This window comes from Vibrio sp. B1FLJ16, assembly GCF_905175385.1.
GTDB lineage: Bacteria > Pseudomonadota > Gammaproteobacteria > Enterobacterales > Vibrionaceae > Vibrio.
The window spans coordinates 1,506,255-1,521,672 of the sequence record NZ_HG992749.1 but is presented as its reverse complement, the minus strand read 5'-3'; the positions used below and the strand labels follow the sequence as shown (position 1 = coordinate 1,521,672).

16 protein-coding genes are annotated in these 15,418 nt (G+C 42.8%); 11 read left to right on the top strand and 5 right to left on the bottom strand.

Annotation, left to right across the window (positions count from 1 at the left end; all coding sequences use genetic code 11):
• The first annotated feature begins 442 nt into the window (after positions 1-442).
• From KHN79_RS06885 to KHN79_RS06865, 5 genes are all read left to right on the top strand, one after another.
• Positions 443-1,471, top strand: a complete 1,029-nt coding sequence (locus KHN79_RS06885; RefSeq protein ID WP_182007854.1) for an amino acid ABC transporter substrate-binding protein — start codon at positions 443-445, stop codon at positions 1,469-1,471.
• 229 nt (positions 1,472-1,700) lie between these two features.
• Positions 1,701-2,906: an amino acid ABC transporter permease gene (locus KHN79_RS06880; RefSeq protein ID WP_182007855.1), complete on the top strand. Its 1,206-nt coding sequence runs from the start codon at positions 1,701-1,703 to the stop codon at positions 2,904-2,906.
• Between the two features lies 1 nt (position 2,907).
• Complete coding sequence (locus KHN79_RS06875; RefSeq protein WP_182007856.1) at positions 2,908-4,005, top strand: amino acid ABC transporter permease; 1,098 nt, start codon at positions 2,908-2,910, stop codon at positions 4,003-4,005.
• 23 nt (positions 4,006-4,028) lie between these two features.
• A complete protein-coding gene (locus KHN79_RS06870; RefSeq protein WP_182007857.1) occupies positions 4,029-4,775 on the top strand; it encodes an amino acid ABC transporter ATP-binding protein in 747 nt (248 codons plus the stop codon).
• A 253-nt stretch (positions 4,776-5,028) separates the two neighbouring features.
• Complete coding sequence (locus KHN79_RS06865) at positions 5,029-5,691, top strand: Bax inhibitor-1/YccA family protein (RefSeq protein ID WP_118118594.1); 663 nt, start codon at positions 5,029-5,031, stop codon at positions 5,689-5,691.
• Between the two features lie 72 nt (positions 5,692-5,763).
• On the opposite strand, the gene KHN79_RS06860 is transcribed toward KHN79_RS06865, so the two are convergent.
• Positions 5,764-6,138, bottom strand: a complete 375-nt coding sequence (locus KHN79_RS06860) for a chromosome partitioning protein ParB (RefSeq protein WP_182007858.1) — start codon at positions 6,136-6,138, stop codon at positions 5,764-5,766.
• A 361-nt stretch (positions 6,139-6,499) separates the two neighbouring features.
• On the opposite strand from KHN79_RS06860, the gene KHN79_RS06855 reads away from it, so the two are divergent.
• A complete protein-coding gene (locus KHN79_RS06855; protein ID WP_065299691.1) occupies positions 6,500-6,829 on the top strand; it encodes a TusE/DsrC/DsvC family sulfur relay protein in 330 nt (109 codons plus the stop codon).
• A gap of 2 nt (positions 6,830-6,831) precedes the next feature.
• Here the strand turns inward: KHN79_RS06855 and yccX are convergent, their stop codons facing one another.
• Positions 6,832-7,104 carry an acylphosphatase gene (yccX, locus tag KHN79_RS06850; RefSeq protein WP_182007859.1) on the bottom strand — a complete coding sequence of 91 codons (273 nt, stop codon included), beginning with the start codon at positions 7,102-7,104 and terminating at the stop codon, positions 6,832-6,834.
• Positions 7,105-7,279: 175 nt separating this feature from the next.
• Here yccX and KHN79_RS06845 point away from each other — a divergent pair, with 175 nt between their 5' ends.
• The 3 genes from KHN79_RS06845 (at position 7,280) to KHN79_RS06835 (ending at position 11,190) form a co-directional block, all read left to right on the top strand.
• Positions 7,280-8,473: a class I SAM-dependent methyltransferase gene (locus tag KHN79_RS06845; RefSeq protein ID WP_182007860.1), complete on the top strand. Its 1,194-nt coding sequence runs from the start codon at positions 7,280-7,282 to the stop codon at positions 8,471-8,473.
• A 197-nt stretch (positions 8,474-8,670) separates the two neighbouring features.
• Positions 8,671-9,024, top strand: a complete 354-nt coding sequence (locus tag KHN79_RS06840; protein WP_182007861.1) for a DUF2750 domain-containing protein — start codon at positions 8,671-8,673, stop codon at positions 9,022-9,024.
• A 183-nt stretch (positions 9,025-9,207) separates the two neighbouring features.
• Entirely contained in the window at positions 9,208-11,190 is a 1,983-nt protein-coding gene (locus tag KHN79_RS06835) for a diguanylate cyclase (protein WP_182007862.1), read from the top strand.
• Positions 11,191-11,194: 4 nt separating this feature from the next.
• Here the strand turns inward: KHN79_RS06835 and queC are convergent, their stop codons facing one another.
• Together queC and queE are read right to left on the bottom strand one after the other, a co-directional pair.
• Entirely contained in the window at positions 11,195-11,890 is a 696-nt protein-coding gene (gene queC, locus KHN79_RS06830) for a 7-cyano-7-deazaguanine synthase QueC (protein ID WP_182007863.1), read from the bottom strand.
• 14 nt (positions 11,891-11,904) lie between these two features.
• Positions 11,905-12,555 carry a 7-carboxy-7-deazaguanine synthase QueE gene (gene queE / locus KHN79_RS06825; protein WP_182008287.1) on the bottom strand — a complete coding sequence of 217 codons (651 nt, stop codon included), beginning with the start codon at positions 12,553-12,555 and terminating at the stop codon, positions 11,905-11,907.
• Between the two features lie 201 nt (positions 12,556-12,756).
• On the opposite strand from queE, the gene KHN79_RS06820 reads away from it, so the two are divergent.
• Together KHN79_RS06820 and KHN79_RS06815 are read left to right on the top strand one after the other, a co-directional pair.
• A complete protein-coding gene (locus KHN79_RS06820) occupies positions 12,757-13,566 on the top strand; it encodes a Cof-type HAD-IIB family hydrolase (RefSeq protein ID WP_182007864.1) in 810 nt (269 codons plus the stop codon).
• A 236-nt stretch (positions 13,567-13,802) separates the two neighbouring features.
• Positions 13,803-14,339, top strand: coding sequence for an outer membrane beta-barrel protein (locus KHN79_RS06815; protein WP_182007865.1), 537 nt, complete (start codon positions 13,803-13,805; stop codon positions 14,337-14,339).
• 123 nt (positions 14,340-14,462) lie between these two features.
• On the opposite strand, the gene KHN79_RS06810 is transcribed toward KHN79_RS06815, so the two are convergent.
• Positions 14,463-15,182, bottom strand: coding sequence for a hypothetical protein (locus KHN79_RS06810; RefSeq protein ID WP_182007866.1), 720 nt, complete (start codon positions 15,180-15,182; stop codon positions 14,463-14,465).
• Positions 15,183-15,418: the final 236 nt, after the last annotated feature.

The window sequence follows — 15,418 nt, the reverse complement described above, 5'->3', positions numbered from 1 at the left end:
TAATTAACTATTGAAACCATGCTACCAAAAATGGGGCAAGGTCTTCACCCCGTTTCAGTGTCACAAATAATTTTTGTTCGAATTTTGGACCAACATAACCTAGGTCAGCTAATGATAGTTTTAATAACGACGTTTTATTCTCTATTTCAACTATCTTTTTCGTCAATTATTCTGATGCACCAATTTGACCACACGTTGCACTATTTACAAACAATTAACATTTCGTCATTCTAAATCCTAAGGAATTACGTAAGTTCTCTCAAAATTCCATTTAAATTATATATTTGAGAATTCACAGATCCTTTCCTACGCTTATAAGTGTTTGATTACTCGATTACCGTTTATTCGAAAATCAAACATGTAGGATTAAACACCATAAAAAATTGGACACGTTGATTCAGGTCCGTCCTGACTTAACATGGATCATACAGGAAGGATACAAATGGCAAATAAACTAACAATTCTTGCTTCCGTCGTAGCGGCTTCTACTGCCATGATGGCAACATCCGCTCAAGCTGCAGACTCTACTTTGGACAAAGTAACAAAACAAGGTTTTCTTACTTGTGGTGTAAGTACCGGTCTACCTGGCTTCTCTAACCCTAACTCAAAAGGTGAATGGGAAGGCATCGACGTAGAATATTGCCAAGCAGTGGCTGCAGCCGTCCTTGGGGATAAAACGAAAGTTAAGTATGTACCTCTAACCGCAAAAGAACGTTTCACTGCACTTCAGTCTGGTGAAATTGATGTTCTTTCACGTAACACTACATGGACACTACACCGTGATACAGCACTTGGTCTTAACTTTGTAGGCGTAAACTACTACGACGGTCAAGGCTTCATGGTTAAAAAAGACCTGGGCATTTCAAGTGCTAAAGAGCTTGATGGCGCATCAGTTTGTGTTCAGTCAGGCACAACTACTGAGCTTAACCTAGCGGATTACTTCCGTAATAATGGCATGAGCTACAAGCCTGTTGTTTTTGATACAGCAGCTCAAACTTCTAAAGGTTTCGATTCTGGTCGCTGTGACGTTCTAACAACGGACCAATCTGGCCTTTACGCACTGCGCTTAAACCTTCAAGACCCTTCATCTGCGGTCGTTCTTCCTGAAATCGTCTCAAAAGAGCCTCTGGGCCCTGTTGTTCGCCAAGGTGATGATCAGTGGTTCAACATTGCTAAATGGACGCTTTCAGCGATGATTAACGCAGAAGAGTACGGCATCACTTCTAAAAATGCGGATGCGATGCTGAAGTCAGAAGATCCAAACGTTAAACGTATCCTTGGTGTTGATGGCCCTCAGGGTAAAGGCCTAGGTATCCGTGACGATTGGGGCTACCAAATCGTGAAACAAGTAGGTAACTACGGTGAAAGCTTTGACCGAACTGTCGGTAAAGGCTCGCCTCTGGACATTTCACGTGGCGTGAACGCGCTATGGAATGCTGGCGGCTTTATGTACGCTTCACCAATCCGATAGAAACGAAATAATAAGGGCGGTTTTGCCGCCCTTTTTCGTGACTATTAATCTGGATGAGTAAGGAACACTCATTAACTGGTGAAAGCTATTATTTGATCTGCTAATGGATTTGGCAGGCAACTGACGTTTGCTACGAACTAAAATTTCTAGTGAGCATAGTTTCTTATCCAGTACGTGTACTTGCTTATACAGAATGATATCTATAACTAAGGTTTGAGGTTATCGCTGTATGGAACCGACTAAAGACGCATCGCTAAGTACGATGTCCAAACCAAGCGGAAGTATAAGCCTGATATATAATCCTGCTTTTCGTTCTGCAATTTTTCAGATTATTGCTGTGGCGGCATTGGTATTTTTCTTTTATACCATCGTCAACAACGCTCTAAGTAACCTAGAAGCTCGTGGTATCGCAACGGGTTTTGGTTTTCTTAATCAGGAGGCAGGCTTTGGTATAGGGCTTACCCTGATAGATTATGATGAAACCTATACCTATGGCAGAACCTTCCTTGTTGGTCTGCTTAACACAGCACTTGTTTCAGTGTTAGGTATTATCCTGGCCACTGTAATCGGGTTTACAATGGGTGTTGCTCGTCTTTCTACAAACTGGCTGGTAAGTCGCTTAGCTGCTGTGTACATTGAGACATTTCGAAACATCCCCCTTCTTCTACAAATCTTCTTTTGGTATTTCGCTGTTCTTCAAGCGCTACCTTCAGCAAGACAAAGCTTAAGCCTTGGCGAAGCCATTTTCTTAAACGTTCGCGGTCTCTATTTCCCTGCACCTGTACTGGAAAACGGAAGCGGTATTGTTATCGCGGCGTTTATCATCGGACTTGTTGCCACTATATCTATCGCGATATGGGCTAAAAACAAACAACGTCTGACCGGTCAGCAAACTCCGATGGTACGAATTGCTCTCGGATTAATTGTAGGTTTACCTTTAGTTACTTATTTCCTTGCTGGTATGCCAATTTCTCTGGAATATCCTGCTTTGAAAGGATTTAACTTCAAAGGTGGTATCAGCATTATCCCTGAACTTGCAGCCTTGCTTATTGCGTTAAGTGTTTATACTGCATCTTTTATCGCCGAAATCGTGCGTTCTGGTATTAACGCGGTTAACCACGGACAAACCGAAGCAGCAATGTCATTAGGTTTACCACGGTCAAAAACGCTCAAACTTGTTGTTATTCCGCAAGCGCTTCGAATCATTATTCCTCCATTAACCAGTCAATATTTGAACTTAACCAAAAACTCGTCATTAGCAATGGCTATCGGCTATCCAGATCTCGTGTCTGTATTTGCGGGCACAACGCTTAACCAAACCGGACAAGCAATTGAGATCATCGCAATGACAATGGGTGTTTACTTAGCGTTAAGTTTGATTACTTCAGCATTAATGAACCTGTACAACCGTAAAGTCGCACTGGTGGAGAGATAATATGAGTACACATCAATTTCAGCCTGATCTCCCACCACCAGCTAATACTGTAGGTGCGGTAGGTTGGATGCGTAAAAACCTGTTTAATGGGCCAGTTAACTCGGTTGTGACCATTATTCTTGCTTACTTAGCGTTTACCGCACTCTGGAACATTATCGATTGGGCATTCATTAATGCGGATTGGGTCGGAGCAACACGAGATGACTGTAGCCGAGATGGCGCGTGCTGGGTGTTTATCAGTGTACGTTGGGAGCAGTTCATGTATGGCTTCTACCCAGAGTCTGAACTGTGGCGCCCTCGCCTGTTTTATATCTCACTCGCTATTTTTACTGTATTACTAGCTTACGAGAAAACACCTAAGCGTGTTTGGATTTGGCTATTTTTCGTCAATGTATATCCATTCATTATTGCTGCGCTTCTGTACGGCGGTGTATTTGGTCTGGAAGTCGTAGACACACATAAATGGGGTGGCTTACTTGTTACCTTGATTATTGCGCTTGTTGGTATTGTCGTGTCATTACCTATCGGTGTGCTCCTGGCACTAGGCCGACGTTCAGATATGCCAATTATCCGCAGCATGTGTACAGTTTACATCGAAGTATGGCGTGGCGTACCTCTTATCACTGTTCTGTTTATGGCATCTGTTATGCTTCCACTGTTTATGTCAGAAGGTTCAGAGACAGACAAGTTAGTCCGTGCACTAGTGGGCGTGGTGATGTTTGCCGCAGCTTATATGGCAGAGGTGATTCGTGGTGGTTTACAAGCGATTCCAAAAGGCCAGTACGAAGCCGCAGATGCACTTGGTTTAAGCTACTGGAAAAAGACTGGGTTAATTATTCTTCCTCAGGCTCTTAAGATCACAATTCCTTCTATTGTGAACACGTTTATCGGCCTGTTTAAAGACACAAGTCTGGTACTGATCATTGGTATGTTTGACGTACTGGGCATTGGGCAAGCAGCAAACACCGACCCTGAGTGGCTTGGTTTTGCTACGGAAAGTTATGTATTTGTCGCGTTAGTGTTTTGGGTATTCTGTTTCGGCATGTCGCGTTATTCGATATGGCTTGAGCACAGACTTCATACCGGTCACAAACGATAACTCATTAAGATCAAGGACGTATTATGACGCAACAACACTATATGATCCAACTAAAGGACATGAACAAATGGTACGGTGAGTTTCACGTACTGAAAAACATCAACCTAAACGTTAAGAAAGGCGAAAAAATCGTTATCTGTGGCCCGTCCGGCTCTGGTAAATCAACTATGATTCGCTGTATTAACCGTCTAGAAGAGCATCAGGCTGGCAATATTTTTGTGTCGGGTACAGAGCTTACCGAAGACCTGAAGAACATCGAGGCAGTTCGCCGTGAAGTAGGCATGTGTTTCCAGCACTTTAATCTCTTCCCTCACCTTACGGTATTGGAAAACTGCACCCTAGCTCCTATCTGGGTGAAGAAGATGCCAAAAGAAGAAGCAGAAGCGATTGCGATGAAATACTTAGAGCGCGTTAAGATCCCTGATCAAGCGGATAAGTACCCGGGTCAGTTGTCTGGTGGTCAGCAGCAGCGCGTTGCGATTGCCCGCTCTTTATGTATGAACCCGAAAGTGATGCTGTTTGACGAGCCAACATCGGCGCTTGACCCAGAAATGGTACGTGAAGTACTGGATGTTATGGTTGAGTTGGCAGAAGAAGGCATGACCATGCTGTGTGTAACACACGAAATGGGCTTCGCGAAAGAAGTGGCCGACCGAGTGATCTTTATGGATGCCGGTGAAATCATCGAAGAAAATAATCCGAAAGACTTCTTCGAGAACCCACAATCTGATCGTACCCAAAACTTCCTGGCGCAAATTCTACATCATTAATTTTCGCCGCTTTGGATAGAACTTAAAGCACTGATTTAAAGCGAATCAGTGCTTTTTTCGTTATATCAGTTCAACAACTAGGAGGAACCAGCATCACCTTTGTATCGCAGACATATTGTGTTACAAGTTCACACATACATAACGCCCTATTTCTATTATTATTTTGTCATAGACGCACATGGCTAGGGCTTGATTTTTTGAACTTTCAACCCCATAAATGTACGTATAAGAAAGTCTCTTATTGAGGAAAATTATGAACAGTCCAATGTTTACCCGCACTTCAACACAAGAAAGTGCTCTGCAAACCAACAAAGTATTGCGTAATACATATGCACTACTGTCTATGACACTTCTATGGTCAGCAGTTGTTGCTGGCGTATCGATGGCATTTAATCTACCACGTCCGGGTATCATCCTTATGTTGGTTGGTTTCTACGGCCTGCTTTTCCTAACAGAAAAGAACCGTAACAACAGCCTTGGTTTGGTATTCACCTTCCTGTTCACAGGTTTCCTGGGCTACACAATCGGTCCAATCCTAAACATGTACATCGGTGCAGGTATGGGTGATGTTGTACTGACCGCTTTGGGTGGTACGGCACTATCGTTTATGGCTGCTTCAGCATACGCACTAACAACTAAGCGTGATCTATCGATGATGGGTGGTTTGATGCTGTCACTGTTTGTTGTACTTGTAGTCGGTATGATTGCGAGCATCTTCATTCAGTCTACAATCCTGCACCTGGCTATGAGCAGCTTGTTCATCGTATTCTCAACGATGGCAATCCTGATGACGACTCAAGGCATCATCCGTGGCGGTGAAACTAACTACATCTCTGCAACGGTTACGCTATACGTATCAATCTACAACATCTTCATCAGCCTGCTAAGCATTCTAGGCATCATGAACGACGACTAATCAGTCTGATTGAACTGAAATTAGAAAGCCCGAAGGTTTATTCCTTCGGGCTTTTTTATTCTCGGTTTATTTTCACACCTGCTCTATTTCTAACTCGACAACTTCATCCGCTTGCGGATTTTGTCTGAAGCGCCTCACTAAAATAGTTTGCTCTCCCATCATAATTTTCTTGGCGATTCGATGCATACCATCAAAGACTCTATAATCGCTCGTCAAGATAACCGGATACGATAAATCAGCATTGTTAATTCGCTGACAGTGCATCGCAACTTCACGGCACGTAGGCAGCGGCCCATCTAAGTTAAACCACGTTACTTCATCAGGACCTTTGATTTGAGCGATAGGAATCTCTTCCACAGCTAAAGATTCAGATAACTGCCAGATTCTTTCGATAAACCACGTTGATTTTACATTGTCGTTTATTTCAACGTATTTTTGTCTAGACACAACTGACTCCCTGTCATTATTAGTTATTTAATTAAGGTAATTGGCAAAGAAGTTAAACACAACGTAGTAACTCTCTCTTTTATAATAAAAAGATCTAATTCTTGGACTTTATAGAGATACGAATAGAACTCAAAATTCACTTCCCAACATAATCATTCACTTTTGCTTGTATTCACCCCGAAAATTTTCTAACAAACTGAATGAAACTACAAAAATTTGAATACATCTGATTAATATGAATATCGACGAAATTTGTATGCTTTTACTTCACTTAGAACGGCTTATCGATTCTTTTGTTGAGAACATCCTCGCCTGTACGCTAATCTATAAACATCAAAGATTACTTAACGGATAGAAGGTTATGTTCGTTTACAACGGCAAAGAAATTGAAACCGACGCTCAAGGTTACTTGTTAGACCACACTCAATGGGAAGAAGGAATGATTGAACTTCTGGCCGAGGAAGAAGGTATCGAGCTAACCGATGCGCATTTAGAAGTGGTTCATTTCGTGCGAGATTTTTATGAAGAGTTCAACACTTCTCCGGCGGTGAGAATGCTCGTTAAAGCAATGGAAAAAGCGCACGGCCCGGAAAAAGGCAATAGCAAGTACCTGTTCAAGCTGTTCAAAAAAGGGCCGGCTAAACAAGCAACTAAACTGGCAGGACTACCAAAACCAGCTAAGTGTTTGTGAGTTTATAGAATCTTAAAGCCACGGTATGGTTTATAGGAAGCTCCTTCATGAGATACGCTATCCACTGTTGCCGTCCGTGGTCCCTCTTTAAGCCACTCAGAAAACTCATCAATTTGCGAATCTGTACCACAGGCAATTACTTCAACATCACCGTTACTTAAATTCTTAGCATAACCAGTTAAACCCAGTTTCAGCCCCTGATGTGAGGTTTGGTACCGAAAGCCTACGCCTTGAACCACTCCTGTAACTATAAATTTTTCACACTTTACGCTCATCGTTTATGCCGCTTCTCGTTAGTGGACGATAAATTCATTCCACTAAGAATAGTGGATTTTGGTTTGGTTATAATAATAACAAATGGTGATCCACCTGTATTTCCAATGAATATTGCTTTTACTAGCAACATCCCGGACAATACGCCCCTTTCAAAATTCAACAAGAGCTAAAGAAATGACAGCTGCTATCTATTTGGTTAAAGGTCGTGAGAAATCGGTTAAGCGTAAGCATCCTTGGATTTTCTCCCGAGGCATCAGTAAAGTTGAGGGCGAACCTGCACTTGGCGAAACGGTTGATGTATTCACTCACGACGGTAAATGGCTAGCAAAAGCGGCTTATTCACCAGAATCTCAGATCCGAGCTCGTATCTGGAGTTTTGAAAAAGAAGAAATCAACAAAGCGTTTTTCGTTAAGCGTTTAAAAGATGCACAACTTCTGCGCGAAGATGTGATTGAACGCGATGGATTAACAGGCTACCGCCTAATCGCAGCAGAGTCAGACGGCTTACCTGGTGTCACTATCGACCGCTACCAAAACTACTTTGTATGTCAGTTACTGAGTGCCGGAGCTGAATACAACAAACAAGCAATTGTCGATGCCCTTGTTGAATGCTTCCCGGATTGTAATGTTTATGAACGCTCTGATGTAGCAGTACGTAAGAAAGAAGGCCTGAAAGAAACGACTGGTGTTTTACACGGCGAAGAGCCACCAAAATCAGTCGTGATTGAAGAGAACGGTGTGAAGATCAGCGTTGATATCGTAGGTGGTCACAAGACCGGCTTTTATCTGGATCAACGTGACAGCCGTCAGCAAGCGATGAAATATGTGAAAGATAAAGAAGTCCTAAACTGCTTTTCTTACACAGGAGGCTTTGGTCTTTACGCACTAAAAGGTGGCGCGAAACGTGTTATCAATGCCGACGTTTCTCAGCCAGCCTTGGATACAGCAAAATACAATGCGGAACTGAATGAGTTTGATATCTCGAAGAAACGCGCTGTATTCTTAAATGCAGATGTGTTTAAGCTGCTCCGTGAGTACCGTGATCAAGGTACTAAGTTCGATGTTGTTATTATGGACCCACCTAAGTTTGCAGAAAGTAAGGCGCAGCTTAACGGTGCATGTCGCGGATACAAAGACATCAATATGCTGGCAATGCAAATTCTAAAGCCAGGCGGCACTTTGCTGACCTACTCTTGCTCAGGTTTAATGGATCAAGTGCTGTTCCAAAAGATCATCGCGGATGCTGCTATAGATGCAAATCGCAAAGTGAAGTTTGTTGAACGCTTCGAACAAGCAGCAGACCACCCAACAGATACCGCTTATCCTGAAGGTTTTTACCTGAAAGGTTTTGCCTGTAAAGTACTTTAATCTTTTCCATGCGGTGCTAATGCTGGACGACTGAGTCATTATTATCGCGATAAGATTGCTTACGTGAATGCTATTAAACGTAACCATAAGGAGCTTCGGCTCCTTTTCTTTTTACCACTGAAGCGAAACCGTATTATGCTTTAGGAATCGGCACTTTAGTGTTAATCTAGCCACGTCATAACAATGAGAGTTTTGAAATGAGCAAACTTACATCAGATATCCAGGCAAACCTTGAACTTTTCGTCGCGGAAACCAAAGAAAACCAGTTGGTTTGGGGTTTACGTAATGAAGAAGGTTGGCTGTCTTGTGATTCAACTGAATTCGAAAATAGTGAAGTGATGCCATTCTGGTCTTCTAAAGAAGATGCAGAAGCGCATAACGTTGAAGAGTGGGCTGATTTCAACGTCCTGGAAATTCCGTTGGATATCTTTGTAGAAGATTGGCTTCTTACTCTTGCTGAAGACGGTGTTCTTGTTGGAACAAACTGGAACGATCAGCTAGAAGGCAAAGAAATGGAGCCACAAGATCTAGCGAAGCTTTACGTAGACTAATCAATGAAACCTCAGCTTACACGCTGGGGTTTTTTAATCTTGCGTTTTGAGGTTTCACTTCAAAGATCGACAAGGTGCAAAGTTTTCCCTCTCCTTTTTTCGCTCCTTAGCTTCACTCAATGCAGAGCCTCATTAGATAATGAGAAATCTGTTTATAATAAAGTAACACTATTAAACGACAATATGCGAACGCTGTATCCCCTGCTCTCCTCTTTGCTTTTATGCAGTCACGTTTTTGCTGGTGGCACCCAAAATGTTGAACAAAGCCAAAACATCACTCAATGGCATGGCGTTTATCAATCCACTCTAAAAAGCAATCCCAAGTCTGCACTTAACATGCTTCAAAACCGCTACCACAGTGCAACATACGACGATGAAAAACTGTACGTGAGTGGTTTGATATATGAATACATGTCTAACATAAAGCAGCCTTACTACGGGAACAGTCAAGGTCGCAACACCCCATTCGCAAAGCTCGAATCAGAATATATCCTCGCGTTAAGTGAACGAAAGCAAGGCAGTTATGACGCTTCCGTTAAGAGCTTTACTGCTTTAAGAGAGCAGATGAAGCAAAACTCTAACATCGAGGGTGAAAGCCTGATGAATTATCAGCTTTGTTACACCCTGAATCAGCAAGGGCGTTACCACAAAGCGCACTTTTACTGTTCATCCTTAGAGCGACACCTGGAAGACAATCATCAAGATAACTTCCCGAAAGATCTCGCTTTACGTATCATTGCTAATAACTACAATTTTCGCGGAGACTATAAAAAATCTCTAAGCGTTTATCGCCGACTGCTGGCAAACATGCCTCATCAAAGTGATCCTTCTGGTGTCTATAATGACGTAGGCAACCTCCTGTCAGAGCTTGGCCAGTTCGAGCAATCAGAGCAATACCTCATTCAGGCCCTACTTGCTCGCCAGCAAGAAGGCACGCCAGTTCAGGTTGCGCAAGTCGAGCACAGCCTTTCAGCAATGTATTCAAAAAATAAAGATTTTGATAAAGCCATTACTCATTATCAAAATTCGTTAACGATTCTGGAGCAATTCGAATATCCGTATGGTCAGGGGCTGGTATACTTAGGCCTTTCGTCAGCGATGGTAGAATCCGGCCAACCAGAACAAGCAATAACGTATATTAATAAAGCCCTCTCTCTTGGTGAGCGCTATGAGAATAATCATCTTCAGGCCGAAGCGCATTTAGCGGCCGGCTTTGCTTACCTTAAAAACTCCGAGTCAGAAACCGCCATCGAGCATGGCACTTCTGCGCTGGCATTAGCCACCGAAAATGTAAGGCCGTTACTGCAAGCAAAGGCTCAATTACTCCTTTCTAATGCCCATCAGGCACAGGAAAATTACCAGGCAGCTTTACAGCATTATGAAGCTTATTCATCGCTCGAACTCGCTAATCGTGACGCTAATAACATCAAGGCGATGGAAGCATTGGATTTAACAAAAAATGAATATGAGTACGACCTTGAACAGACACGCCTGAACAACGAACGAAATCTAAAACAACGCGAGTTTGAAAAACTCACAGACCAACAGATCATCTACAATTTCGTTGTTTTATGTTTGCTTGTCTTACTAACACTGGCCATTATTTTACAGCGTCAGACACGGAAAAAAGCGCGTTTAGATAGTTTGACTTGTGCTCTGAACCGCTCCACCAGTATCGATACGATAAAAAATCAAACCACTAAAGCGTCAGATGATATGCGCTATGTGCTTGCATTGATTGATCTAGACAATTTTAAATCCATTAACGATACATACGGTCATCCCGCGGGAGACTCCGTTTTGGAACATGTTTGTCAGAAGATAAACGAGAAGTTACATAAGGGCGAGTTTATCGGACGTTTGAGTGGTGAGGAGTTCATCCTATTGCTGAAAAATGTCGACGTCATTGATGTACCATTCAGGATTCAAAGTCTACATAAAACCATCTCAGAGAAGCGGTTTACGACAGACAACAATGAAGAAGCGAGCGTGACAGCAAGCTTGGCCTATCTATCTACTTCACAGCCATTAACCAACTTTGATGAGCTGTATTCGATATTAGACCAAGCGTTGAGTAAGGCAAAGAAGCATGGGCAAAACATCATTATTGATGCCTACGATGAACCCGTAGACCTCAACACTGAGCAAAGCATTTACGTGGGTTAGGAATCTATGCTTCTGAGTTTTGTTTTTGAATCAACGACTGCATGACTGCCTCTTTATTGTTGAGGTAGTCATCTAAACCCGCTTTACGCAGATCGCACGAAGGACAATCACCGCAACCATCACCAATAATGCCGTTGTAGCAAGTCAGCGTGTTTTCGCGAACCAGTTGCAACGCATCATACTGGTCTGCAAGTGCCCAGGTTTCCGCTTTATTTAACCACATCAACGGGGTTTGAATCATTAACTGACGATCCATCCCTTTCACCAATGCGGTATTCATTGCTTTCACAAAATCATCGCGGCAATCAGGGTAACCACTAAAGTCAGTTTCACATACACCAGTGATCACCGACTCTGCTCCGATTTGGTAAGCGTAGATACCCGCGAGAGTTAAAAACAGGATATTGCGCCCCGGAACAAAAGAATTCGGTAATCCATTGTCCTGAAGTTCATGAGAGACAGGAATATCGTCACGGGTCAAAGAGCTGATAGCCAGTTCGTTTAACAGACCCACATCCATTACTTTATGCGCAGCAACGCCAAGATCTTTCGCCAGCTTTTGTGCCACTTCAATTTCCAGCTTATGGCGCTGACCATAATCAAAAGTAATAGCATGGACTTCATCAAACTCTTTTAGGGCTTGTACAAGACAGGTTGTTGAATCTTGTCCACCACTAAAAACAACGACGGCTTTTTTCATTTTTCTCTCCGGGCTTAAGCAATACTTAGGTATTTATGAGTTTGAATAGACAAGCGCCAGTTACGAGCAACACAGGTATCAATACACAATTGAGTCGCGCGTGGTTTCTGGCTAATAGGCTGTAAGGCGATGATCGTTTCAGGCGAAATTTCAGCAGAAGCTAACAGCTCATCAAGATGGTCAATATCTTTCTGCGTGCCAACCGGATGCTTAATCTCATTAGCTCTTTCTAAGGCACTTTTCAGAACCGGTAATTTACCTTTCATTGCCACTTTAGGTGACACTGTAACCCACGTTTGTTCTGAGGTCACAACTTCTGACGTACCACTGGTTTCTATCTGGCACTGACAGCCCATCTCTTCAAATACTTGCGCTAGCGGGCGTAAATCATAAATACACGGCTCACCACCAGTTATAACGATATGCTTCGCATTGAAACCTTGCTTCTTATATTGCTCTGCAATGTCTTCGGCTGATGCAACACACCACGTCGGAGAATCTTCCGTCTTAACCAGAATATCACCAATCGAACGTTGGTCTTGCTCCATCGCTTCCCATGTTTGCTTGGTATCACACCAGGAACATCCAACCGGACACACTTGAAGACGAACAAAGACCGCAGGAACGCCAGTGAAGATTCCTTCTCCCTGGATGGTTTCAAACATCTCATTTAGCTTATACAACGCAGAACTCACTTTACTCACAAAACTCTTACTTACAAAAACTGTTTACTTACGAAACTATTTTTACTACGAAACATAGAGGCGAAGACCTTAATGGAGAGGCGTGTTTAGGTCAATCCAAACCCCAAATTATTTGTTAAAATAGACCATTTTTCCGTTTTCCACTTTTGAAGGTAAGCAAAGATGTACAAATTGATCGCCCTAGACATGGACGGCACGTTGTTAAACAGCGACAAAGTAATCTCAGAAGAAAACAAACAAGCGATAGCTAAAGCTCGCGAATCAGGTGTCACCGTCGTTTTGGCATCAGGACGTCCACTAGAAGGTATGCAAGACAAACTGGACGAACTCAACATCAAGTCAGATAAAGACTTTGTCCTTTACTACAACGGCTCTATGGTTAAAAACGTGGGTACCAATGAAATCATCCACCAGCAAATCATTGATGGTAAATCAGCAAAATTAGTCGCTCGTAAGGCGAAGGAATTAGGTGCTTACGTACACGCGTTTAGTCAGATTCACGGCTTGATCACTACAGAACACAATCCGTATACGGACATCGAAGCAAACATTAACGGCCTCGAAATCACAGAGATGAACTTTGACTCGTTAGAAGACGACCATCCAATTATAAAAGCCATGATGGTTGCGGAGCCAAGTAAACTCACCGAAGTCATTGCCGCTCTGCCTTCTGAACTTCATGAAACCTTCACCGTGGTTCAAAGCGCTGCATTCTTCCTGGAGTTCCTCCACCCTTCCAGTAACAAAGGGGTTGGTGTTGCTGCGATTGCCGAGTACTTGGGCATTCAACCTCAAGAAGTGATTTGTATGGGAGATGCTGAAAACGATCACCATATGCTTGAGTACGCGGGGTTAAGTGTTGCGATGGAAAACGCAATGGATGAAACCAAGAAAATTGCCGACTACATTACCGAGAGCAACGACAATCACGGTGTCGCCCGAGCGATCGAGAAATTTGTTCTGAACGTTTAATCGTAAGGGGCTCAGACCTTTCGCGGTGAATATTAGCTTGAAAGATCAATGGCCCCTAACATTTAAGGTGCTCAGACCAGTCATCTTTACTTCGACCAACCTAGATACCGTATGGCCTCATAAAAAACATTAAGACAATCTAAAGAAAAAATAGTTCCATTATCGTCAAGGCGATTACGCATTTTTTTGATTTAACACCTATGCTTATTTTGACTACGTCAAAAGGAGTAATAGTCATGAAAAAACATGCAGTGGCCATGGCAATAATCGCGGTATTAAGCGCACCCTCAGCGCTCGCGGCAGTGAATTTAGATCAAGGTACTCAGGAGTTCGGCCTTCAAGGTAGCTTAGATCTTGATTATGTCGATGATTATCTATTCGTGCTCAATACTTCCTACGGGTATTTCATCTACGACAAATGGGAGATGGGCGGCGTGCTGGATATAAGCATGAGTGACAGTACTAAGCAATTCCAACTTGGTGGATTTACTGAATACAACTTTACTAACAGTAGTAACTGGGTTCCCTACGTAGGGGCAGCGATTCAACTCGCAAACCTCACTGGTGATGACGGTGACTATGATTTTGACTTTGAAGATGTGACAGCTATGAACGTCAAGCTTGCAGGTGGTGTGAAATACTTCATCAACCCACATGTGGCCATAAGTGCCGAGGTGAACTATAACATCGCCACAGACGATATTAATGTTACTAAAGACGGGGTTGAAGATAGCTTTACCCGCTTCATCTTCGGTACCCGTTTCTACTTCTGATCGCTTTATCCAAAGCACCAAATACAAACGCAAAGGCTTGAGCTATAAGCTTTCGTGACACGAAAAAAGAGCGCGTTGAGCGCTCTTTTATTATTTACAAAAGTAAAACTGTTTCTTTGAGTATCAACGGAATATGGTCTGATATTCGCCTGTGGTTTTGTTTATAACGTGCTGCTCTTGTAGCTGTTCGCTTTCTTCTTCGTCATCGTTCCAGTAGCCATCGTAATTGTTCACACAAGTTACAGAATCGCCACTGTCCCAAGTATCGGAAACGGATACTTTACCCACAGTCATATCATGTACTTTTAGGATGTCTGCGTATTTTTCGCCGAAAGCCATACAGAACTTTATCTGTTCACTTTTCTCTGCATCACGCCTGGCTTTCTCTTCGCGTTGCTTTTTTGCGTTCTCTTCACGCAATTTTTCTGCGCTTTGTTCACGCAATTTTGCTGCATGATCGCTGTTTTGCATTTCTTGCTCTACCACAGCTACTTCTTTAGTAAGATCTGTCAGAATTTCGGTCTTGTTATTACCACTAAACTTTTGATGCAAAAGCACATCTGACTTCACTGAATAAGCAATCGCGTAGCTGTCTTCTGAATGACCATCAAGGCTACAAGTCAGAATGCCATTTTGAAAATCTTCTGCGACTACTGGCAGTTCATTCCATACTAGTGAAGATAATGAAAGCGCGGGACGAAACTCATTATCCTGGGCAGTAACTCGTTGCCCAAGGGCTTTACATAGTTCCAGATGTGCGTCCGATAAAGCGGGATTAGTGTTAGGTGTAGCCATACACCCAGCAAGAGCGAACAACACAATCAAGGAGATAATTTTTTTCATATAATACTGTAACTACTGAGCGCTATTCGTTCACAATGAAATCGGTTCGAGTAAGGAAAATTCCTAAAAACAGGTATTTAACACTGAACTCTGCTACATCACAGAGGTAGTATTTCTACTCTATTCCACTCGGAAGCTAAAAGCCTACAGATGCTTAATAGAAATTACAAATTTAATTGCTATTAGTACATAGATTGAGCGCTGGTAATCCTGCTTCACTTCTCAGTTCTAGCGTT